The 19673-nt window shown below is 59.7% G+C and carries 19 protein-coding genes; 5 read left to right on the forward strand and 14 right to left on the reverse strand.

From position 1 onward, the window contains the following. Positions 1 to 281: 281 nt before the first annotated feature. A complete protein-coding gene (locus HCG46_RS12855) occupies positions 282 to 1148 on the reverse strand; it encodes a hypothetical protein (protein WP_209009453.1) in 867 nt (288 codons plus the stop codon). A gap of 123 nt (positions 1149 to 1271) precedes the next feature. After that, entirely contained in the window at positions 1272 to 2057 is a 786-nt protein-coding gene (locus HCG46_RS12860; RefSeq protein WP_055659316.1) for an ion channel, read from the reverse strand. A gap of 281 nt (positions 2058 to 2338) precedes the next feature. Between HCG46_RS12860 and HCG46_RS12865 the strand changes: the two genes are divergently transcribed. Further along, positions 2339 to 3100 (forward strand): SDR family oxidoreductase, encoded by a 762-nt coding sequence (locus HCG46_RS12865; protein ID WP_168686452.1) that lies wholly within the window; start codon positions 2339 to 2341, stop codon positions 3098 to 3100. A 395-nt stretch (positions 3101 to 3495) separates the two neighbouring features. Here HCG46_RS12865 and HCG46_RS12870 read toward each other — a convergent pair whose 3' ends face one another. Together HCG46_RS12870 and HCG46_RS12875 are read right to left on the reverse strand one after the other, a co-directional pair. Then, entirely contained in the window at positions 3496 to 3975 is a 480-nt protein-coding gene (locus tag HCG46_RS12870) for a DUF302 domain-containing protein (protein WP_168686453.1), read from the reverse strand. 93 nt (positions 3976 to 4068) lie between these two features. Then, positions 4069 to 5220 carry a YeeE/YedE family protein gene (locus tag HCG46_RS12875; RefSeq protein WP_022999644.1) on the reverse strand — a complete coding sequence of 384 codons (1152 nt, stop codon included), beginning with the start codon at positions 5218 to 5220 and terminating at the stop codon, positions 4069 to 4071. 243 nt (positions 5221 to 5463) lie between these two features. On the opposite strand from HCG46_RS12875, the gene HCG46_RS12880 reads away from it, so the two are divergent. Together HCG46_RS12880 and HCG46_RS12885 are read left to right on the forward strand one after the other, a co-directional pair. Continuing rightward, complete coding sequence (locus tag HCG46_RS12880; protein ID WP_022999643.1) at positions 5464 to 6849, forward strand: tetratricopeptide repeat protein; 1386 nt, start codon at positions 5464 to 5466, stop codon at positions 6847 to 6849. Positions 6850 to 6892: 43 nt separating this feature from the next. After that, the gene (locus tag HCG46_RS12885; RefSeq protein WP_353621818.1) at positions 6893 to 8173 is read left to right on the forward strand and encodes an OpgC domain-containing protein; all 1281 of its coding nucleotides are present in this window, start codon (positions 6893 to 6895) and stop codon (positions 8171 to 8173) included. Positions 8174 to 8404: 231 nt separating this feature from the next. Here the strand turns inward: HCG46_RS12885 and HCG46_RS12890 are convergent, their stop codons facing one another. From HCG46_RS12890 to HCG46_RS12910, 5 genes are all read right to left on the reverse strand, one after another. After that, positions 8405 to 8689: a DUF1150 domain-containing protein gene (locus tag HCG46_RS12890; protein WP_031268868.1), complete on the reverse strand. Its 285-nt coding sequence runs from the start codon at positions 8687 to 8689 to the stop codon at positions 8405 to 8407. A 32-nt stretch (positions 8690 to 8721) separates the two neighbouring features. Next, positions 8722 to 9150: an Hsp20 family protein gene (locus HCG46_RS12895; protein WP_006934007.1), complete on the reverse strand. Its 429-nt coding sequence runs from the start codon at positions 9148 to 9150 to the stop codon at positions 8722 to 8724. A 160-nt stretch (positions 9151 to 9310) separates the two neighbouring features. Continuing rightward, the gene (locus HCG46_RS12900) at positions 9311 to 10171 is read right to left on the reverse strand and encodes a LysR family transcriptional regulator (RefSeq protein WP_168686455.1); all 861 of its coding nucleotides are present in this window, start codon (positions 10169 to 10171) and stop codon (positions 9311 to 9313) included. Positions 10172 to 10628: 457 nt separating this feature from the next. Then, on the reverse strand, positions 10629 to 11117 hold the full coding sequence (locus HCG46_RS12905) for a DUF4440 domain-containing protein (RefSeq protein WP_145903640.1): 489 nt from the start codon (positions 11115 to 11117) through the stop codon (positions 10629 to 10631). A 93-nt stretch (positions 11118 to 11210) separates the two neighbouring features. Next, entirely contained in the window at positions 11211 to 12029 is an 819-nt protein-coding gene (locus tag HCG46_RS12910) for an RNA polymerase sigma factor (RefSeq protein ID WP_168686456.1), read from the reverse strand. A 167-nt stretch (positions 12030 to 12196) separates the two neighbouring features. Here HCG46_RS12910 and HCG46_RS12915 point away from each other — a divergent pair, with 167 nt between their 5' ends. Next, entirely contained in the window at positions 12197 to 12556 is a 360-nt protein-coding gene (locus HCG46_RS12915; protein ID WP_168686457.1) for an MmcQ/YjbR family DNA-binding protein, read from the forward strand. Further along, positions 12546 to 13733 (forward strand): MFS transporter, encoded by a 1188-nt coding sequence (locus HCG46_RS12920; RefSeq protein WP_209009454.1) that lies wholly within the window; start codon positions 12546 to 12548, stop codon positions 13731 to 13733. Before HCG46_RS12915 ends, HCG46_RS12920 begins: the two co-directional genes overlap by 11 nt. 7 nt (positions 13734 to 13740) lie before the next feature. On the opposite strand, the gene HCG46_RS12925 is transcribed toward HCG46_RS12920, so the two are convergent. From HCG46_RS12925 to HCG46_RS12945, 5 genes are all read right to left on the reverse strand, one after another. Beyond that, a complete protein-coding gene (locus HCG46_RS12925; protein ID WP_168686458.1) occupies positions 13741 to 14877 on the reverse strand; it encodes a DNA alkylation repair protein in 1137 nt (378 codons plus the stop codon). 198 nt (positions 14878 to 15075) lie between these two features. Beyond that, a complete protein-coding gene (locus HCG46_RS12930) occupies positions 15076 to 16152 on the reverse strand; it encodes a sn-glycerol-3-phosphate import ATP-binding protein UgpC (RefSeq protein ID WP_022999631.1) in 1077 nt (358 codons plus the stop codon). Positions 16153 to 16165: 13 nt separating this feature from the next. Then, positions 16166 to 17008 (reverse strand): sn-glycerol-3-phosphate ABC transporter permease UgpE, encoded by an 843-nt coding sequence (ugpE, locus tag HCG46_RS12935; protein WP_022999630.1) that lies wholly within the window; start codon positions 17006 to 17008, stop codon positions 16166 to 16168. Between the two features lie 11 nt (positions 17009 to 17019). Further along, positions 17020 to 17901 carry an ABC transporter permease subunit gene (locus tag HCG46_RS12940; RefSeq protein ID WP_055657334.1) on the reverse strand — a complete coding sequence of 294 codons (882 nt, stop codon included), beginning with the start codon at positions 17899 to 17901 and terminating at the stop codon, positions 17020 to 17022. Between the two features lie 270 nt (positions 17902 to 18171). Then, positions 18172 to 19482: an extracellular solute-binding protein gene (locus HCG46_RS12945; protein ID WP_031268865.1), complete on the reverse strand. Its 1311-nt coding sequence runs from the start codon at positions 19480 to 19482 to the stop codon at positions 18172 to 18174. Positions 19483 to 19673: the final 191 nt, after the last annotated feature.

Below are 19673 nucleotides of genomic sequence, written 5' to 3' on the forward strand. Positions count from 1 at the left end.
GGAAAAGAACGTCTGGCGTGCAGAGGAATGGCCCAGACCGGGCAAAGGGAGTGTCGGGATCAACACACCTAAGTGCCAGGAGAAGCGGTTGCGAGACAATTGATGCCCAGGAAACGAGTAGGCCCCGGGTCTCGCGGTGCTCGCCCGGGAGGACGACGGAGAGGGTTTTCTTGCGGCAGGTCAGTTTCCAACCCTATGAATATCCAACCATCTTTGGTGCCCCCCATCCAGATCGTCATGCCTTGAAATCCAACTGGGCTCAGCGCACGCCTCGTTCTTGCCTAGGTCGTCCAGCCCTTCATCTCGGCAAGCTCGTTCCAGGCGCGTTTGATCCAGCTGGCGCTCACGCTGTGGCCACCGTCGTGGAGGCAAAGCTCCAGGAAGCCGTGTTTCGGCTGCCAGGTTTCACAGGTGAGGTTGCCTTCGGTATGGGTCTTCGGCGCGGTTTCAGAGAGACCGTCCTTGCGGCGCCAGACGTCGAAACTCTTGAAAACGTCCCCCTGTTTCCACTTGCCCCCGCCAAGCCAGCGTCCCTCGAGCGGCACAACGGTGTCCGACGTGCCATGCACGTGGAAGAGATAGGGGGTCTCCGTCACGCAGGACTGCGGCAAAGGTTCCCAGAAGGCGCCCGCGATCGGTGCATATCCTGCAAACATGCCGGAATCCTCGCAGGCCATGTACCAGGTCATGAAACCGCCGGAGGAAAAGCCGGACAGCATGGTGCGGCTTCGGTCGATGCCGAAGCGGTCGGACAGATCCTGAAGGACGCTGTCGAAGAACGCCGGTTCGTTCCGTAGGTTGCGCGGCGCTGTCGGGAAAGACCAAGTGCCGTTCATGCCCTGAACAGCAACGAAGGCAACACCCAGATCGTCCGCCATCTTGCGGAAGCTCTGGTTGCGGATCTCGTTGATCGCCTTGCCGCGATGGCCATGCAGGAAGAAGATTGCACCCAGAGGCTTGTCGACCGGCCGGTTCTCCGGCAGGTGGATGAAATATTCGCCGTTCGTGACGTCGCAGGGTTTTTCCTCGCCGCAGGCCACGGTGCCTGCCGCCTGCGATGGTGCGCCGAACGCGCCCAGAGCCAGAACCACGATACCCGCCAGCAGGCCGAGGCGTCTGGAAAAACCGGTAACTGTCGCCAATGACATGAAGTGCTCCTTGCACGGTAAAAACCATTGCCCCGCTCCGCCGGTAAGGATGGCTCCCGGACGGCGTTTGTCCAGCGGTTCGTCTTCACAAATCGGCGAGAGGGCTTCAGGCCTACAAGGTGGCTAGTCCCATGTGCCTTCAGTCGGAATATTGAGAATTCGGCCACAATGCTTGCAGTGCACCGCATCCGGATCGTGCCTGTTGAGACCGCAATCGGGGCACGACAGATTGACCTTTGCCGGGCGGAAGATCGTCTGCACCAGTCGCAGGAACAGGGCGACGCCGAAGATCATGATCACCACCGTCATCAGCCGGCCGACGCTGTCGGTCATGGTGATGTCGCCGAAGCCTGTTGTCGTCAGCGTGGTTACGGTGAAATAGAGCGCGTCGAGATAGTTGTTGATGTTGGCGTTGCGGTCGTTCTCGACCACGAAGACGAGGGCCGTCACGACAAAAATGAAGACGATCAGGTTGATGCCCGACTGAAAAATCTCCTCGTTTCGGCGGAACCACTTCGACGCCTGGCGCAGCTCCTTCAGCAGGTGATAGGAGCGCATCAGCCGCAACATGCGCACAACGCGCAGGAATGCGAAATTCTCGAAGAAGGCCGGAGCGACCAGAGAGACGATCACCACAAGATCAGCAAGCGATGTGAAGCTGAAGACGTATTTGGTCCGCCGTCTTTCGGCGATCAGACGCGCAACATAGTCGAGCGCAAGAACCGCGGCGATCGCATAATCCAGCTCATGATGGATGCGGTCCTTGTCGATCATCGACGAGACGATGAAATAGCCGATGGTGACCAGGTCGAACAGCAAAAGCGCATACCGGAAGGCCCGCGACCCGACCGTGTCGCCAAAATAGAGCTGGCGCAGGATCGTCTGCAAACTCCGCTTCGTGTCCGCCATCGGCTTCCCCTGTTTCCTTGCGAACTGACCGGCATACGCTGTGCGCGCTGGCTGGATCATTCGTGCAGATGCCGCACGATGCTGTTGCAAACAAGCTGTTTATTCTCACGGTCGACCGCACTAATGTCCGCTGTCGATCAACCAGAGCCTCCTGAATTCCGCTGAATGCAGGACGCTCGAACCTTTATCAGAACCCGCCCGCATTCCGACGTTTGTGCAAACGTCCGCGAATACCGGCAGGTCCAGAGGCCGTAAAGGCCCATCCAGAACGGGAACGTTACATGTTTGATTTGTCGGGACAAGTTGCCCTGGTGACGGGCGCGAGCCGAGGCATTGGAGAAGCTGCCGCCCGCAGCCTGGCGAAATATGGTGCCAAGGTCCTTCTGGCGGCACGCTCCGGCACGAATATCGAACGCATCGCCGGCGAAATCCGCGCGGAAGGCCGCGATGCGACGGCAGTCGTTTGCGACGTCGCGGATTATGACGAGGTGGTCAAGGCAGTACAGACGGCCATCGACACCTATGGTGGCCTCGACATCCTGGTGAACAATGCCGGCGTGATCGAACCGATCTCCCGGATCGAGGACAGCGATCCGGCAGAGTGGGGCAAGGTCATCGATATCAATGTGAAGGGCGTCTACTACGGCCTGCGTGCCGTGGCGCCGCATATGTTGGCCAAGGGCGCCGGTACCGTTGTCAACATCAGCTCGGGAGCTGCGGTCAGTGCGCTGGAAGGCTGGAGCCATTACTGTGCTTCCAAGGCGGCTGCGCTTTCCCTCACCCGCTGTGCGGACAAGGAATTCGGTGACAAGGGCCTGCGCATCGTCGGCCTCAGCCCGGGCACGGTCGCAACGCAGATGCAGGTCGATATCAAGGCCTCCGGACTGAACCCGGTCAGCCAGCTGGATCCGTCGGTGCATATTCCGGCCAGTTGGGTCGGTGAAGCCATTTGCTGGCTATGCACGCCCGCGGGCGATGCCTACCGTGGTGTGGATTGCTCGCTGCGCGACGAGGATGTACGCAAGTCTGTCGGCCTGATCTGAGTTCCGTCAGCACGCCGGTCGGCTGTCCAGCCCCCCAAGATCCCGGATCTCCGCTGCGCTGCGTCCGGGATGCCCCTCTGAAATATGGAACGAGGTAGGCCCTGAACAGGCAAACGAGGCTTCAAAAACAAAAGAGGACCGCGCTAGCGGCCCTCCCATGAGATCGACGTGACACAAGTCCCGGATCAGATCCCAGCGAAATCTCTCACTACCAGAGGCTGCTCCAGCACCGTTCGATTCCGCCCAGACACTTGGGCCACGCACCGATACTCATTAGACATGGGCACACCTCCTTTCAGTTGTTGAACACACTAAGAGTGTGGGGTCGCCAAGACAGTTTCACAAGCCCAAAAACAAGGCGTGGTTGCCAATCGATTACGCAATTCACAGGACTGTCACTGTGCGGCAACAGCCTTGTCGGCGATAGAGGTGAAGACCTGATCGAGTTCCCTTGCAAGTTCTTGCAAGGCCGGGCCGCCCTCGTCCATGTAGGGTGCGAAGACAAAACCGGGCGTTTTCCAGGAAAGCGTTGCGGTGCCATCGGTGTTTTCGGTGACATAGAACCGGATCGGTGCTTCGATACCCGCGGCAACGGAGGCTTCCAGCATCCGGACGGCATAATCATTGCGATAGACGCCAATGATGCGGTTGCCGGGAATGGTAATTCCCCTGCCCTTCGCGCCGTCCGAGGCACTGGCCTGGGTCACCAGCAGCATGCCTTCTCCCTCGATCGTACTTTTGAGATCATCAACCAGCGCAGGGTAACTTTTGGTCGTGGGCAGGACTTGCCAGCCTTCGCGATCGGTCAGGCTGTCCGCTCTGGCCAATCCGACGGCAAACAGGCTTGTGACGACAACCAGGGCAAACAGACGCATCTTCTTTCTCCCGCAGGCGATGTTGCAATGCCGCGCACTCTAGCGGGGCCTGCCTCACGAACGCGTCACAATGCGGTGTGCTTCAGGACGTCGTCAGTCCATGCCAAGCCGCAAGCGCACGCGGGTTCCGGCAAGACTGCCGAGGAAGCCAAAGACCAGCCACAGCCAGCCGTGCAGCGAGCCCGACGCCAGACCGCCCAGGTAAGCACCGATATTGCAGCCATACGCCAGGCGGGCGCCGTAGCCCATCATCAACCCGCCCGCGATTGCCGTCAGCACGTCGCGGCGGTTCAGACGCCAGACCGGAGCAAAGCGTCCGGCGAGGCCCGCTGCCGCCATTGCACCCAGAATGATGCCGAAGTCCATGACGGAGGTTGTGTCGCGCAGCACGGGGTTTTCCAAAGCTCCGCGCTGCCAGGTCCAGTAGGGCCAGCTGTCCACCGGCACGCCTGCCGCGTGAAAAAGCTTGCCGCCCCAAAGCGCAAAGGCAGAGGTGATGCCCCAGGGGCGTCCAATCACCACGAATGTGGCAATGCCGACGATCGCCAGCATCACCGCACCCATCATGGGAGACCACGGACCGCTGAGAAACGAAACTGTCGGCTTCGGTTGGGCAATCGAGCCATGAGCGCGCCGCTCTATGATGATGGTTGCAATTGCCAACAGGCCGAGGATGAGCGCGGTCAGAAGAAAAGCGCCATGCGGGCCGAATTCCCGGATGAGAGACATCGGCGGCAATTTGGGCAAGCGGCCCCAGAGATGCAGATGCGCCGTGGCAGCCACTGACCCGAGGACAAAGCACGCCAGGGTGATCATCATGCGGGTGGAACCGCCTCCGGCGGTAAACAGCGTGCCGGATCCACAGCCGCCGCCCAGTTGCATGCCGAGACCGAACAGGAAGGCACCGAAGGCAGCTGCCACTCCGAAGGGAAAGACGAAGCCGCCCGTGGGCCAGCCAAGCGCATGCCCCCAGGCAATCAGGGGAAAGGAAACCGCGCTGGTCAGAAGAATGAGAACGAATTGTGCCCTGAGCCCACCGCCGCGTTTTTCGGTCACGATCCGTCGCCAGGCGGCCGTGAAACCAAAGCTTGCATGATAGAGCGACAGGCCTGCGAGACCGCCGATCAGGACCGCCACTGCCTGGCGCGGACCGGCTTCGCCATAGGCCCCAAGTGCAACCATGGCCAGAAGGCCGCCCGCAATGGCGACGACGGCTGCTTGAGTTTTCCCGACGGCCAAGGCCATGTGTTCCTGCTCCCGCGCAGATCCGACTTTAAAACCCCGATACGAAGACTTGCACTTCCCGCCTTAATTTCGCAACGAAGGTGTCTTTTCTTCACCTACACATTGCCAACACCTTTTTGTGTTTTGCAGTTCAAGTGCCGCCTGCGGATTTTGGATAGGAATATTCAGCCATCCGGCCATTTACAGCCGCAGTTGGCGGGACCCGGTTTCAGAGGACCGGAATGAGAAACAAAAAGGCCTGTTATGCGTCTAACTGATCAATTCGGATATGAGCTTACCCTGTCGGACAAGGAAGCCTTGGCCGCCTGGAACGAGACCGTGAAAGCCTTTCTGGCGCATGGCAGGACTACTCCCCAACATCTCGAGACATGCCTCGCCCTGGCGCCGGACTTTGCGCTTGGTCATGCAGCACGCGGGATTTTCTGCCTGCTGCTCGGCCGAAAGGAACTGACCGCGACGGCACAGGAATGCCTGGCGATTGCCAGAACCTCGGTCCAGCATACGCCGGTCACGGCACGCGAACTTGCCGTGGTCGACGCCCTCGGATCGTGGTTGCAGGGATATCCCACAAGATCTGCCGACCTTCTAGATACCGTGCTGGTAACGGTTCCCGAAGATGCCCTGATCATGAAACTGGTTCACGCGATCCGCTTCGTGCTGGGCGATGCCACGGGCATGCGCCAGTCGATCGAGCGGGTGCATGCGGCCTATGGCGAAACCCACCCGGCCTATGGCTACATGCTTGGCTGCCGGGCGTTTTCTCTGGAAGAAACCGGCGACTACCGCCTGGCAGAAGCTGCCGGCCGCAAGGGACTGGAATTTGCCCGCGATGATGCCTGGGGCCTTCACGCCGTCGCCCATGTGCACGACATGACCGGCCGCTCCGAAGAAGGGGCTGGCTGGCTGGAAACACAGCCGGAAGGCTGGGCCCACTGCAACAACTTCGGCTATCACGTTTGGTGGCACCTGGCGTTGATGTATCTGGACCAAGGCCAGGCCGACAAGGCACTTGCGCTCTATGACACCGACATCCGCAAGGACAAGACCGACGACTACCGGGACATTTCCAATGCGGCCTCGCTGCTTGTTCGCCTGGAGCTTGAAGGGGTCGATACCGGCCCTCGCTGGGACGAGCTGGCACTTTTGTCCGACAAGCGCGCCGAAGACGGCTGCAATGTCTTCGCCGACCTGCATTACCTGCTGGCCCTATTGAACGGTGGCCGCCGCATGGGTGCTGAGCGGTTGCTGACCGGACTGAAGGAACGGGCGCAAACCGAAACGGATCTTGGCCGAATTACCGCGGAAACCGGACTGCCGACCGGCCTCGGCCTGGAACAGTACCGGAAGGGCAATTATGCCTCCGCCTTTGCCCTGCTGGACTCGGCGAGAGACAATCTATACATGGTCGGCGGCTCGCACGCTCAGCGCGATGTCTTCGAGCGAATCACAATCGATGCAGCCCTGCGGGCAGGCATGCCGGAAGATGCGGAACGGCTGCTCAACAGCCGGACGCACAAACGCGGTGCACTGGACAGATTCGCCGAACAACGTCTTGAAATATGCGACAAAATGCACCGCGCCCACCGAGTGATGGAAGACCAAAAACTCAGGGCTACCGGCTCGGTCTGACCCACTGCCGGCACTCGACTGACCAATTATCTCTGGACCCAACGTGAACGCTCACACACAAACGAAACGCCCACGCGATCCGCGGCTTGATTTCTTCCGCGGCCTTGGAATGTTCATTATCTACGTTGCCCACCTGCCCTGGAACTGGTGGACGCTCTGGATTCCCGCCCGGTTCGGGTTTTCCGATGCCACTGAAATCTTCGTCTTCTGTTCGGGCATGGCCTCCGCGCTCGCCTTCGGCAAGATCTTCGACGTTCATGGCTGGGGCATGGGGGCAGCACGCATCCTGCACCGCATGTGGCAGGTGTACTGGGCGCATATCGGCCAGTTCCTGGTCCTCGCCGTCGGCCTTGTCATGCTTCAGAACAGCGGTTACCTGGCTGAGTGCTGCGGCCTGGAAGAAAATTATCTCGCCTCGCTCAACCTCCTGCATCTCTATGACAACGCCGAAATGGCCCTGCCCGGCTTGCTGACGATGACCTGGGTGCCCAACTACTTCGACATTCTGCCGATGTATGTGGTGATCCTGTCGCTGATCCCGGCGATCATGCTTGTCGCCCGCTATTCCGTGCCGGGCGCTTTCGCATTGTCGATCGGCCTGTGGCTGGCTGCCCAGTTCGACCTTCTGAGCCTGCCGGCCGAGCCCTGGTCGGACCGGGAATGGTTCTTCAATCCCTTCGCCTGGCAAATGCTGTTCTTCACCGGCTTTGCGTTCATGCGCGGCTGGATACCGGCACCTCCCGTCAGCAAGACGTTGATCGTGCTTTGCGCGGTGGTGCTTGTCGCCACGGTTCCCTTCGCCTACTTCCGCGCCTATCAGGAAAATCACCTGAACCTGGTCTGGGCCCGCGAAATCCGCGAGATCATCAAGCCGCTCTGGATCAAGACGGAATTCGGCCTGTTCCGCTACCTGCACTTCCTTGCCCTTGCCTATCTGGCCTGGGTTGCCGCAGGTGAGCACGGCAGACGCCTGCTCGGCCATGGCGAGATCTGGGGCCGCTTCGTGCGTGTTGTCCAGAAGGTCGGACAGCAGTCACTGCCCGTGTTCATGGCAAGCCTGGTCATTGCCCAGGCTGCGGGCATCCTGCGCGACATGGTCTGGGGCCGCGGCGAATGGCTTCCGCAGATCCTGTCGAACCTACTCGGTTTCGTGGCGCTGATTGCCGTTGCCTATGTGGCTGGCTGGTACAAGAGCCAGCCCTGGCGCAAACCGCCTGCGACCTCCTCCACCGGACCGTCCGAACGACCGAAGACACCTCCGGCAGATGGCGGTGAACCTGCAGCCAAGGCAAAGGCCGAAACCCGGGAACCGGCCCTCACCTGATCAGGCCGGCCTCCTGCCCGACACAAGAGCGCCCGCAGAAGTCCTGCTTCTGCGGGCGTTTCGTTTGTGGGGAACACCTTCATTCGATAACCAAAGGCCCCGGGCTTCACCATTTGGAAGCGCTCACCTGTGAAGCAATGAGACCCGGCCCCGCTCATACAGGGCCTCAAAAACAAAAACACCGGCCAGATGGCCGGTGTCGCATTCGTTTCGCAGTCTTGTGAGTTGACGTCAGTGCAGGGACGCCATTTCCAGTTCTGCTTCAAAGGCATTGGCAACGGCAGCTTCGCGGCTGTCTGCCAGCAGGATCGGCGTACCGTCTGCATTGAGAAGCGCGTAAAGCGTCATGTTGTCGTGCAGCGGCGGGACATCCGGAAACATTTCCTTCAGATCCCGGGCCTTGATCGGCTTGATGTAGGCGACATCTCCGGTGCCCAGTTCGGTCAGTTCATCGACCGACATGAATTCGGAAAGTAGCGTGCGGTCTGCCCATGACGGGCTATTGGGGTTTTGCATCAGTCATTCTCCATATGTTGGCCGACGAGCGTTCATTCGCCGCTGGAGATTTCTATTTTTCTGATGACACGCTCCGGTTCCGGGCGTGCCAGGTCGATGGACAGGAGCCCATCTTTCAAGTCGGCTCCGAGGATCTCGATCCCCTCGGCCAGGACAAAGGCCCGCTGGAACTGACGGGCGGCAATGCCGCGATGCAGATACTGCCGGGTCTTGTCGTCTACCTGACGACCCCGGATGACCAGCTGACTCTCTTCTACCGAGACTTCAAGCTGCTCTCGTGTGAACCCTGCCACCGCCAGGGTGATCCGAATGACATCGCCTTGATCTTCTGTTTTCGGAAGTCTCTCGATGTTATAGGGCGGATAACCGTCGTTGGCGGCCTTGGAGACGCGATCGAGCACACGCTCGATATCGTCGAACCCGAGCATGAACGGGCTAGAAAACGCTGACATGCGTGACATCCTCAAAGTCCTTGTCGAAGCGACCTTGCGCCCGGACCCTTTCAAGGCATCCGGACCGGAACCAACCGGTTCCTTTCATGATTAAATATGGAGCTTCGTTAAAATTGATTCAAGGAGCCAGGCTTTCACCCATTTTTGCTTTCACTGTTCTGTGAATTATTCAGGAGAACGAAGACAAAATCGGGTTTTGTTTCAAGAACTTCGTCAGAGCGGATACGGCCTGGCGAACTGTTGGTTCATGACGCTCGTCCTGATGCATGACCAGCCACCGCTCGGTTTCCATGGTGTCGAACGGGCCTTCGATGCGCATCAGATCGGGATAGGCATCGCCGACAAAGGTCGGCAACAGCATGCGGGCATTGCCCTTGCGAACGAGTGAAAGAGCAAGCGAGGCCTTGTTGACGGTGATTACCGCATCAGTGCCATGGTTCTCCTTCAACCAGAGGCCCGTCGGCGAATGGGCATCGTCTTCCACCAGCCCGACCCAACCAAGCTCTGCACCCTTTGCAACCTTTGCAGCCTGATAGGCGGCATATTGGACCTTTCCAACCTTCTGTCCTGCCAACCAGGTCTGTTTGGGCCGGCTGTTGCGGATACCGATATCGATCTGCCGGCGGGCTATGTCCCGGTTTCTGAGATCCGCAAGGATTTCCGGCAGCCAGCCGGCGTCAGGGGTCCAGAAGGACGACAGGTTGTCGATGAGCAGCCGCGCGGTCCAGTCACCCGCCGATATCCGGATCCTCCGGCGCAGGCCTTCTCCTTCTTTCCACGCATCGATGCTGCGGGCGGTCTGGTCCATGTCTTCCAGGTAGCGCAGGAGATCATGTGCGGCAGCGGTCAGCTGGTAACCTCGCGCCTCGCGCTCCACAAGGCGAACGTCGAGGCTTTTCTCCAGAGCGGCAACCCGGCGACCGAGCGTTGCGGAACTGACGCCGGTCTTGTCAGCAGCTCCGGCAAGGCCACCTGCTTTCGCGACAGCCAGGAACAGTCGAAGATCTTCCCAATCGATATTTCGTTTCATTTTTGAAATCTCGTTTTCAATTAGAAAACATGGGAATAGGCGCGTTTCATGAGACTATCTGCAAATACCTCTTCAACAAAATCAAAATTGAAGGGAGCAGCAGATGCTCATTCCCTATTCCTTGCCATTGCGAAAAAAACACTGTGTGAGCCGCCTGCCCGCCTGGGACGATCCTGTCAGATCGCTCTATCCGCATCATGCGGAATTCTGGCCGCAGCAGATCCCGGAGCATGTCCGGCTGCTCAAACTCGGAAAGAGGCTGGCCCGTAAACGACGCCGGCTGGCCGTGATGAAATTCCTGAGGATGTGCCTTGGTCATCCCCGCAGACGGAAGAGGCCCCGGAGTATCTCCGCGGCCCCTTGCGGCGACCCGCCTGGCAAGCGCGCAACAGATCGCAGTTGCGCAGGCCAGGCCCGTGTCACCGTTTCTCCGGCAGTACCGGCTACCTGACGCGGCTCAGTTCGCGACCGGGATCAGGCGGCTGCCATAAGGATTGTCGATCACCATCTTCCAGCTGCCATCGGGCTGCCGCCGCAACACGGCGATGGAAAGGCCTTCGCCTGCCACCGGTTTTCCTTCCGGATCGGTGCCGGTCATCGTCCAGGGCGCAATGTGGACAGCAAGATCGCCTTCCACGATCACTTCGTGGCCGGAATAGGTGAATTTCGGCGAAACGGAGCGGAACTGGTGAAACAGTTCGCGCGCCAGGGTGCTGTCGGACACCGGGTTTCCGGGTTCGAACGCAATGCTCTGGCTTGGTTCATAGGTCTGCATCACCGTATCGATGTCTCCCTTTTCAAAGGAGGTCGTCATTTTTTCGATAAGGGTGATGACGTTCTGTTGTTCCGGGCTCATGTCTTTCGTTCCTTCTGCGAGGCTGGGTTGGGAAAAGGTGACGACGGCAACGGTGGCGGCCATGGCTGCGAGGTGTTTCAACTGGGTCACGGAGGTCTTCCTTTCGATCGGCAAGGCGGTGCCAGTCCCGCCCTTTGCCGGGCTGGTTGATGCATTGTGCGATTACTGGCGGGTCTGGTTGCGTCAGTGGCCGGGGGACAGGATCTCGGTCAGCTGAACGCGGATGTCTTCAGGGCAACGTTGCCGGGGAACCGCATTCTGAAGTTCAAAGGCCTTCAGACCGTCGATCACCGATGCGACCTGCCGCCGGGCGTCGTGATAGGTTTGCGCCCCTCCGGCGGAATTGGGATAGGATCCAGGTTGAATTCGGCCGGAAGCGACGGCTGCAGGAAGCCGCTTCGGACAATTGCATTTCGCCTTTGCCGAAACGATGCCGCAGTGGCGCGCAGTAAACGCCATCACTTCTTCCCGTGCCCGCGACAACCGCTTGCGGTAGGCCGCAGGAGCAATTTCCAGAATGCTGGAAGCTTCGCCGTGTTCCAGTTCCAGGATATCGCCCAGCACATAGGCCAGTCTCAGGTCCATGGTCAGACAAAGCAGCATGGCCATGGTGCAGGATATCCTGAGTTCATTCAGCAGAAGCACATCGTCCGGCGCCTTGGGCGGCTCTGACACCAGGCCGTCTTCCAGATCGGCGGCAAAGGCATCGAATGTCAGTCCGAGATCCCGGTCGCGAACCTTCTTGGCGCTCACCAGGTAGCGAACGGCCACGCGGTAAACCCAGGTCGAAAACCGGCTCTCGCCCTTGAAGGTTGAAAGTTTGGTCAGGATCAGGATGAGAATTTCCTGCGTCGCCTCGCGTGCATCTTCCGGATTGACCAGAATGCGGCGGGCCAGATGATGGATCTGGTCCTGTACGCCCTCCAGAACCCGTTCCAGAGCAATCCTGTCACCTTCCTGGGCTGCCTGGACCGTTTCCGTTTTTACGCTGATTGCCGTCATGTCGTGTTCCGTCTCTTGGTGTCTCGTAATGTTAGAGAGCGCGGGGCTGGAATGTGTGACACGTTTTTTTCATTGCGATGCAGCTTGCGTGATTCAGCTGGAAAAGCCACTCTGCCGCTCCTGCCGACGGACCCCGTTTCCGGTCCCACGACTTTACGAGCACGCCAATGACCCGCGACGACTTTGACGCCTTCTGCAAAAAGCTTCCGGCAACCACGCATGTGATCCAATGGGGCAACGCATCGGTCTGGAAGGTTGGCGGCAAGATCTTCGCCATCTGCTCTGGTTGGGGCGAAGGCGATTTTCCGCGGTTCAGCTTCAAATGCTCCGATATTTCCTATTCCCTGCTCACCCAGCAGGAAGGAATGATCCCCGCGCCTTATCTTGCCCGTGCCAAATGGGTGCAGATGGAAGAAGAAGGCGCGCTGTCCGATGCGGACCTGAAGGCCTATATCGAAGCCGCGCACAAGATCATCGCGGCCAAGCTGACCAGGAAGCAGCAGAAGGAACTGGGTCTTGCCGGGTGAGATGGCGGGCAAATGGCGATCACTCGGCCTGCTGATGCTGGCCGAGATCGCCGCCATGAGCCTGTGGTTCATGTCCGCAGCGATCCTGCCCGATCTGACCCGTGAATTTCCCATATCCGACTTTGCCCAGGCCGCTCTCTCCAGCGCCGTCCAGATCGGCTTCGTGTTCGGCGCCGTCGCGTCGGCCTTTCTTGGCCTCGCCGACAGGATCGACCCTCGGCGGTTCTTCGCTTTCAGCGCGATCACCGCTGCCCTGTTCAACGCCAGCCTGCTGGTGGTCGAGCCGGGTGGGCTGACCTCTATCCTTGCGCGTTTTGCAACCGGCGTCCTGCTGGCTGGCGTCTATCCGGTCGGCATGAAGATCGCCGTCGGCTGGGGCCAGAAGGATCGCGGGTTTCTGGTCGGTACGCTTGTCGGCGCGCTCACCTTCGGTTCCGCCGCCCCTCATCTTCTGGCCTTGCTTGGTGGCACCGACTGGCGCTGGAGCCTGAGCGTTGCCTCTCTTGCGTCCGCTGCAGGTGGCGTGCTGTGCCTTTTTGCCGGACTCGGGCCGTTCCATGCCAAGGCGCCCCGCATGAAGATGAAGGCCATATTCACCGCGTGGACAAACCCAAAGATCCGCTACGCCTATGCAGGCTATCTCGGCCACATGTGGGAGCTTTACGCCATGTGGGCCTGGATCGGCGTTGCCCTTGCCGTTTCCTTCTCCGCCCATATGCCCGCAGAAACCGCGATCCCGCTGTCTCGCCTGATCGCGTTTCTGACCATTGCAGCGGGTGGTGCTGCCTGCGTTGTCGCGGGGATCATGGCCGACCGCGTCGGCAAGGCGAACATCGCGATTGCCGCCATGGTCATCAGTGGCACCGCCGCGCTCGCCTCGGCCCTCACCTTCGGCGGTCCCGTCTGGCTGACAATCCTGTGCGTCCTCATCTGGGGCGCTTCCATCCTGCCGGATTCGGCCCAGTTCTCTGCCCTTGTCGCCGACTACGCTCCGCCCGACCAGGCCGGCAGCCTGATGAGCTTCCAGACCGCCCTCGGCTTCGCGCTGACTTTCTTCACGGTGCAACTGACGCCGCTTGGCGCTGAGCTGATCGGCTGGCCCGGCGTGTTTGTCCTGATGGCCATCGGCCCGGCGCTCGGGATTTTGGGGATGCTCAGGCTTAAGCGGCTTTCCTGAACCGCGATCAGTTCATTGCCGTCGGCATCACCAGCTCAAACTCGGAAAATCCGAAATCCTTCCCGTTGATCCGGAGGCTGATCGCCTGCGTGCCTCCGTAATAGACCCGCGTTGTGATCGGCCGGATGGCGTGGCTGCGGGACAGGGTCAGCCGTTCCCCCGGAGCCAGTGTCAGCTTGGTCCATTTGAACACCTTGGGCGCCAGAGTGCCGTTGGCCTTCTTGAAATGGATCAGGTAGTCGATCACCAGATCCTGCGTTTTACTGCTGGTCGAAACCAGCTCGATGTTGAAGCCGAGGGCGTCTCCATAAGCAACCTCGGTCGTCAGGACCTGCGGGCCTTCGACCCGGATCTCCGGCGGATTGAGCCCGAAGGCTTCCAGTGTTGCCGTGTGACCCTGCTTGATCAGCGACCGGCAGGCGTGACGTACGAGTTTTTCACGGTTCCTGTCCGCCCCCTTCAGCCAACGTTTCGCGATATCGGCCACCAGTTCAGGATGGTCCTTGGCGATATCATTGAGGTGATTGGCTACGGACCGGCGAACATAGTCTTCCGGGTCGTCCTTCAGGGCTTCCAGAAGCGGCAGAGTGGGTGTGGGGTCTGCAACCAGAGCCTGGAGCCGCATGCCCCACGGCAGGCGCGGCCGGGTTCCTTCGGAAACCAGCCGGCGGACATGGACACTTTCGTCCTTCACCCAGGGCGCCATGATGGCGAGTGCCTGTTCCTGGTCCCTGGCCAGGAAGGGGCGCACGTCGAATTCGGCCGTCGCCCGCTTGGTCATTTCCTTCAGCAGCACGAACGAAGCCTCGAAATCCTCCAGGCCACTTGCCGCGACGACCATGCCGAGCGGCATCATGCCCCATCCTCGGATACCCTTCTCGTCGCTGCCCCGGTCGAAGGCGACTTCCGTCATCGGATGCAGCATGGCCTGCAGGATGGCAAAGCGGGCAGACAGTTCCCGTGGCAGATGATGATCCAGATGCCTCGCGATCAGGGTGGCACGCTGCTTGAGTTCCAGACTGTCCAGCTCTTCCAGGATATCCGCTTCAAAGCCCAACCGGTCGAAACCGGCGTGATGTTGCGCAACATGGCCGCCGATGCAGCGCACCAGATCCGGTGAAATGTTGTTCTTGAAGGGTTCCAAAGGTTTCTCCCTGAAGCGGTTTTCGAGGTGTTTGCCAGAGCTTCCGAAGGAGTTCCAGACATCTCCTGCCGCTCTCCTGACAAGCACCGTCAGGAGGAAGTTCGAATGGCCAAAAACAAAAAGCCACCCCGGTTGCCCGGGGTGGCTCTGTCCTGGTCCGGCGGCCCTCGTTAAACCGCCTCGCCTGACGTTTCCTGATCAGTCGATCCGCCGTCCGGTTTCAGCGTCGAAGTAGTGAACGTTTTCCGGAGCCGCCCGCAGATAAAGCTTCTCGCCCGGCTCATGACGGGCATGGCTCGACACGCGAACCAGGATCTCGTCCCCGCCATCGGCAAAGCTGGAATAGAGATAGCTTTCCGCGCCGACCGGCTCGAGCACGTTGACGCTGGCTTCCAGATGAAGGCCTTCGCCTTCACCGGGTGCAGTCACCACTTCGAGATGCTCCGGCCGAATACCGATGGTGTAGGCATCACGGCCCTTGGCATTGGCGCCCTTGAGGCCGGTGCCGGTTGCAAGAGCAAGACCGTTCCCATCCGCCTTGACCTTCAGCAGGTTCATGGCTGGTGAACCGATGAAGCTGGCCACAAAGGTGGAGGCCGGCTTGTCGTAGACATCGATCGGCGCGCCGATCTGCTCGATGTTGCCGCCATTCAGAACCACGAGCCGGTCTGCCAGTGTCATCGCTTCCAGCTGGTCGTGGGTGACGTAGACGCTGGTGGTGCCGAGCGAGCGCTGCAGGCGCTTGATTTCGACACGCATCTGCACACGCAGCTTGGCATCAAGGTTGGACAGCGGTTCGTCGAAGAGAAAGGCCGCCGGTTCGCGCACGATGGCGCGGCCCATGGCAACGCGCTGGCGCTGGCCGCCGGAAAGTGCCCGCGGCTTGCGCTCCAGGTAGTCGCCGATTTCCAGGATGCGCGCGGCTTCCTTGACCCGGCGGTCGATCTCGTCCTTGGCCATGCCGCGGTTTTTGAGGCCGTAGGCAAGGTTGTTGTAGACCGACATGTGCGGATAAAGCGCGTAGTTCTGGAACACCATCGCGATGTCGCGATCCGCCGGATCGACGTTATTGACGACGCGGTCGCCGATCTTGATGTCGCCGGTGGTGATTTCCTCAAGGCCTGCCATCATGCGCAGCAGTGTGGACTTGCCGCAGCCGGACGGACCGACCAGGACGATGAATTCACCGTCCGCGATGTCGATGGAAACCCCTTTGACCGCTTCCACACTGCCGCCGTAGACCTTGCGGACCTTGTCGAGAGTTATCGTTGCCATTTATCTAAAAACCTCACTTGTCGCTCTCGACGAGCCCTTTGACGAACCAGCTCTGGAAAATCACCACGATGAGCACCGGCGGCACGATGGCGAGGATCGCCAGTGCCATGGCCTCGTTGAAGTCCGGGATCTGGGCTCCGACCCAGACCTGCAGGATCTGCTTGATGCCGCGAACCAGGGTAAACAGGCTCTCGTCGGTGGTGATCAGCGTCGGCCAGAGGTACTGGTTCCAGCCATAGACGAACATGATGATGAAGATTGCCGCGATCATGGTCTGCGACAGCGGTACCAGGATGTCCTTGAAGAACTTCCAGGGACCGGCTCCGTCGATGCGGGCGGCTTCCAGAAGTTCGTCCGGTACCGACATGAAGAACTGCCGGAAGAAGAAGGTGCCGGTTGCCGAAGCGATGAGCGGCACGATCAGGCCGGAATAGGTGTTCACCATGCCGAGGGACTGGACGATTTCGTAAGACGGCAAAATGCGCACTTCCAGCGGCAGCAGAAGCGTTGCGAAGATCACCCAGAAGCAGAGGGTTGCCATCGGAAAGCGGAAATAGACGATGGCATAGGCCGCAAGCATCGAGATGACGATCTTGCCGATGGCAAAGCCAAGGCCGAGGATCATCGAGTTCTTGAGCATGACGAAGCCATCGACTTCCTTGGTGAAGCCACCGGCCTCGAACAGGACCGTCTGATAGTTCTCGAAGAACTTGCCACCCGGCGTGAACTGGATGCCTTCCTTGTAGATGGTGATCGCATCGTGCGTGCTGGTCAGAAACGCCAGCACGACCGGAGTGACCATGAAGAAGACGCCGAGAAGAAGAATGACGTGATCCGAGATCTGCAGTTTTTTCATCGTCGCCTCCCTTACGTGTAGTGCACGCGCCGCTCGATCAGGCGGAACTGGATGATTGTCAGGATGAAGACCATCAGCATCAGGATCACGGACTGGGCCGAGGACCCGCCGAGGTCGTTGCCGCGGAAGCCGTCCAGGTAGACCTTGTAAACCAGGGTCACCGGGTTGTTGCCAGGCTCGTTCTTCACGATGACGTCGATGATGCCGAACGTGTCGAAGAAGGCGTAGGTGATGTTGATGATCAGCAGGAAGAAGCCGGTGGGAGCCAGCAGCGGGAAGGTAACGGTCCAGAAACGCCGGAAGCCGGACCGGCAGTCGATGCTGGCGGCTTCCTGAACGGATTTGGAAATACCCTGCAGACCGGACAGGAAGAAGATGAAGTTCACCGGGATCTGCTTCCAGACGGCGGTGACGATCATGGCGAAGCTGGTGTCGAAATAGCTTACGCCGATCTGCATCTTCCAGCCGAACAGGGCGAACAAGTCAACGATGGGGCCGACATGCTGGTCGAACAGAAGCACGCCGATCAGGCCGGCGACGGGCGGCGCAACCGCATAGACCCACATCAGCAAGGTCTTGTAGGAAGACGCACCGCGCAGAACCTTGTCTGCCTTGACCGCAAGCAGAAGAGCAAGCCCGAGCGACAGGAATGTCACGAAGAAGGTGAAGACCGCCGTGAACCGCGCCACCCGGCCGTAGTCGGTCGAGGTGATCATGTCCTTGAAATTATCGAGCCCGACATAGGTCGAACCGAAACCGAACGGATCTTCGAGATAGAAGGAGGACTGGATCGCTTGCGCGGCCGGCCACAGGAAGAAAACCGTCACGATGCCGAGCTGCGGCAGAAGCAGCAGGTAAGGCAGCCACGGAGACTGAAACTGGACTTTTTTCATTATTTCGTTTCTCGACCACCGGGAACGATTGGCGCCGGCCTCCCCTTGTGGGACGACCTGCCCGAAACATCAGGCATTGGATCTAATGCCGGAGGCTTCATTCATTTCGCTGCGGATCGACATCCGACCACCCAGACCCCTCTGGCTGAATGTCGGTCGATCCGGGCCATAAACGCATGATATTCGACTGAATTGGTATGCGTATACAGCCACGCTCAAAGGTCGATAGGGGCGCAAGGCGCCCCTATCGGTCTGGCGACTAAGTCGAGCTTAGTTGCTGGTGGTCTTGGCGAAACGCTCAAGGAGCTTGTCGCCGTCGGCCTTGATGGTCGCGAAAGCGTCGTCGACGCTGGTCTCACCGGAGAAGACCTTGCCGAGTTCGCGGTTCATGACGTCGCGGATCTGGACGTAGAAGCCCATGCGGTAGCCCTTGGTCCACTCGCCGCCTTCCAGGGACAGCTGCTGGATGCCGACTTCAGCTGCCGGGGTGCGCTCGTAGTGACCGTCCTTCTTGGCCAGCTCATAGGCAGCTTCGGTGACCGGCACGTAACCGGTTTCCTTGTGCCACATGTACTGGACTTCCGGAGAGGTCAGGTATTCGAAGAACGATGCAACGCAGTTGTTTTCTTCAGCCGGCTTGCCGGACATTGCAAACAGAGCAGCGCCACCGATGAAGGAAGCCTTGTTGGCGCCTTCAACTGCTTCCCAGTAAGGCAGGTAGGTTGCGGAGAACGGGAAGTCGACCGTGTCGGCGATGCCGCCGAAGGACCCGGAAGAACCGATCCACAGAGCCACTTTGCCTTCGTTGAACGGGGTCTGGTTGTCACCCCAGCCGGTGCCGTAGTAGCCGAACAGACCTTCGTCGAGCCACTTCTTGGCAGCCTTGAAGTGGTTCTTGATCGGCTCGCCGAAGACCAGCTCGGTGCCTTCTGCGCCGTCGTAACCGTTGTTGTTGGTTGCGAACTGCAGGTTATGACGGGACTTGAAGTTCTCGACGAATTCCCACGGCAGGTGCGACTGAACGAGCGGCACGTAACCGGCTTCCTTCAGCTTCGGAGCGATTGCTTCGAACTCTTCGTAGGTCTTCGGAGCTTCGACACCGGCCTTCTTCATCGCATCGTCGTTGATGTAGAGGATCGGAGCGGAGGAGTTGAACGGCATGCCGATCATCTTACCGTTGCTGTCGGCATAGAAATAACGGACACCGGCGATGTAATCTTCGATGTTGAACTCGGCGCCGCTCTCGTTGAGCAGGTCTTCAACCGGAACGACAGCACCCTTGGCACCGATGATGGTGGCGGCGCCAGCGTCGAACACCTGCAGGATGTTCGGCTGTTCGCCAGCGCGGAACGCTGCGATGCCGGCGGTCAGGGTTTCTTCGTAGGTGCCCTTGAATACCGGCGTGATCTGGCAGGCATCCTGGGATCCGTTGTAGCCGTTGGAAATTTCGACAACCACTTCGCCGAGCTTGCCGCCCATGGCGTGCCACCAGGTGATGTCAGTGGCCGCATAAGAAGCGGAGGACGTGCCCAGGAGGGCGGCCGCAGCCACGAGGCTGGCGACGGTCTTGCGATAAGCCATGTTCATTTGCTCCCATCTAGCAGGGCGTCTTTGCCCCGGTCAGCAGTTGGTTCTCTCTCGGTGCCGAAATGGCTTCATCGGCACCCGAAACGATAACGCCTGCGTTTCGTATTGTTTTCATATGAACGTTATATGACGCTCATATGAACATTAAAAGACGCCTTGACCGCGTCCGCAAGAGGGAACGCAGG

It is taken from the genome of Labrenzia sp. PO1 (genome assembly GCF_012273635.1).
Lineage (GTDB): Bacteria > Pseudomonadota > Alphaproteobacteria > Rhizobiales > Stappiaceae > Roseibium > Roseibium algicola.

What these genes read in the sequence shown, in the direction of transcription:
- HCG46_RS12875 (WP_022999644.1), bottom strand. Translation starts at nt 5,220, where the DNA reads ATGGCCTTGGCCGTCGGGAAAACTCAAGCAGCCGTCGTCGCCATTGCG.
- HCG46_RS12860 (WP_055659316.1), bottom strand. Translation starts at nt 2,057, where the DNA reads ATGGCGGACACGAAGCGGAGTTTGCAGACGATCCTGCGCCAGCTCTAT.
- HCG46_RS12900 (WP_168686455.1), bottom strand. Translation starts at nt 10,171, where the DNA reads ATGAAACGAAATATCGATTGGGAAGATCTTCGACTGTTCCTGGCTGTC.
- HCG46_RS12940 (WP_055657334.1), bottom strand. Translation starts at nt 17,901, where the DNA reads ATGAAAAAAGTCCAGTTTCAGTCTCCGTGGCTGCCTTACCTGCTGCTT.
- HCG46_RS12890 (WP_031268868.1), bottom strand. Translation starts at nt 8,689, where the DNA reads ATGCAAAACCCCAATAGCCCGTCATGGGCAGACCGCACGCTACTTTCC.
- HCG46_RS12895 (WP_006934007.1), bottom strand. Translation starts at nt 9,150, where the DNA reads ATGTCACGCATGTCAGCGTTTTCTAGCCCGTTCATGCTCGGGTTCGAC.
- HCG46_RS12855 (WP_209009453.1), bottom strand. Translation starts at nt 1,148, where the DNA reads ATGTCATTGGCGACAGTTACCGGTTTTTCCAGACGCCTCGGCCTGCTG.
- HCG46_RS12915 (WP_168686457.1), top strand. Translation starts at nt 12,197, where the DNA reads ATGACCCGCGACGACTTTGACGCCTTCTGCAAAAAGCTTCCGGCAACC.
- HCG46_RS12910 (WP_168686456.1), bottom strand. Translation starts at nt 12,029, where the DNA reads ATGACGGCAATCAGCGTAAAAACGGAAACGGTCCAGGCAGCCCAGGAA.
- ugpE (WP_022999630.1), bottom strand. Translation starts at nt 17,008, where the DNA reads ATGAAAAAACTGCAGATCTCGGATCACGTCATTCTTCTTCTCGGCGTC.
- HCG46_RS12870 (WP_168686453.1), bottom strand. Translation starts at nt 3,975, where the DNA reads ATGCGTCTGTTTGCCCTGGTTGTCGTCACAAGCCTGTTTGCCGTCGGA.
- HCG46_RS12930 (WP_022999631.1), bottom strand. Translation starts at nt 16,152, where the DNA reads ATGGCAACGATAACTCTCGACAAGGTCCGCAAGGTCTACGGCGGCAGT.
- HCG46_RS12945 (WP_031268865.1), bottom strand. Translation starts at nt 19,482, where the DNA reads ATGGCTTATCGCAAGACCGTCGCCAGCCTCGTGGCTGCGGCCGCCCTC.
- HCG46_RS12880 (WP_022999643.1), top strand. Translation starts at nt 5,464, where the DNA reads ATGCGTCTAACTGATCAATTCGGATATGAGCTTACCCTGTCGGACAAG.
- HCG46_RS12865 (WP_168686452.1), top strand. Translation starts at nt 2,339, where the DNA reads ATGTTTGATTTGTCGGGACAAGTTGCCCTGGTGACGGGCGCGAGCCGA.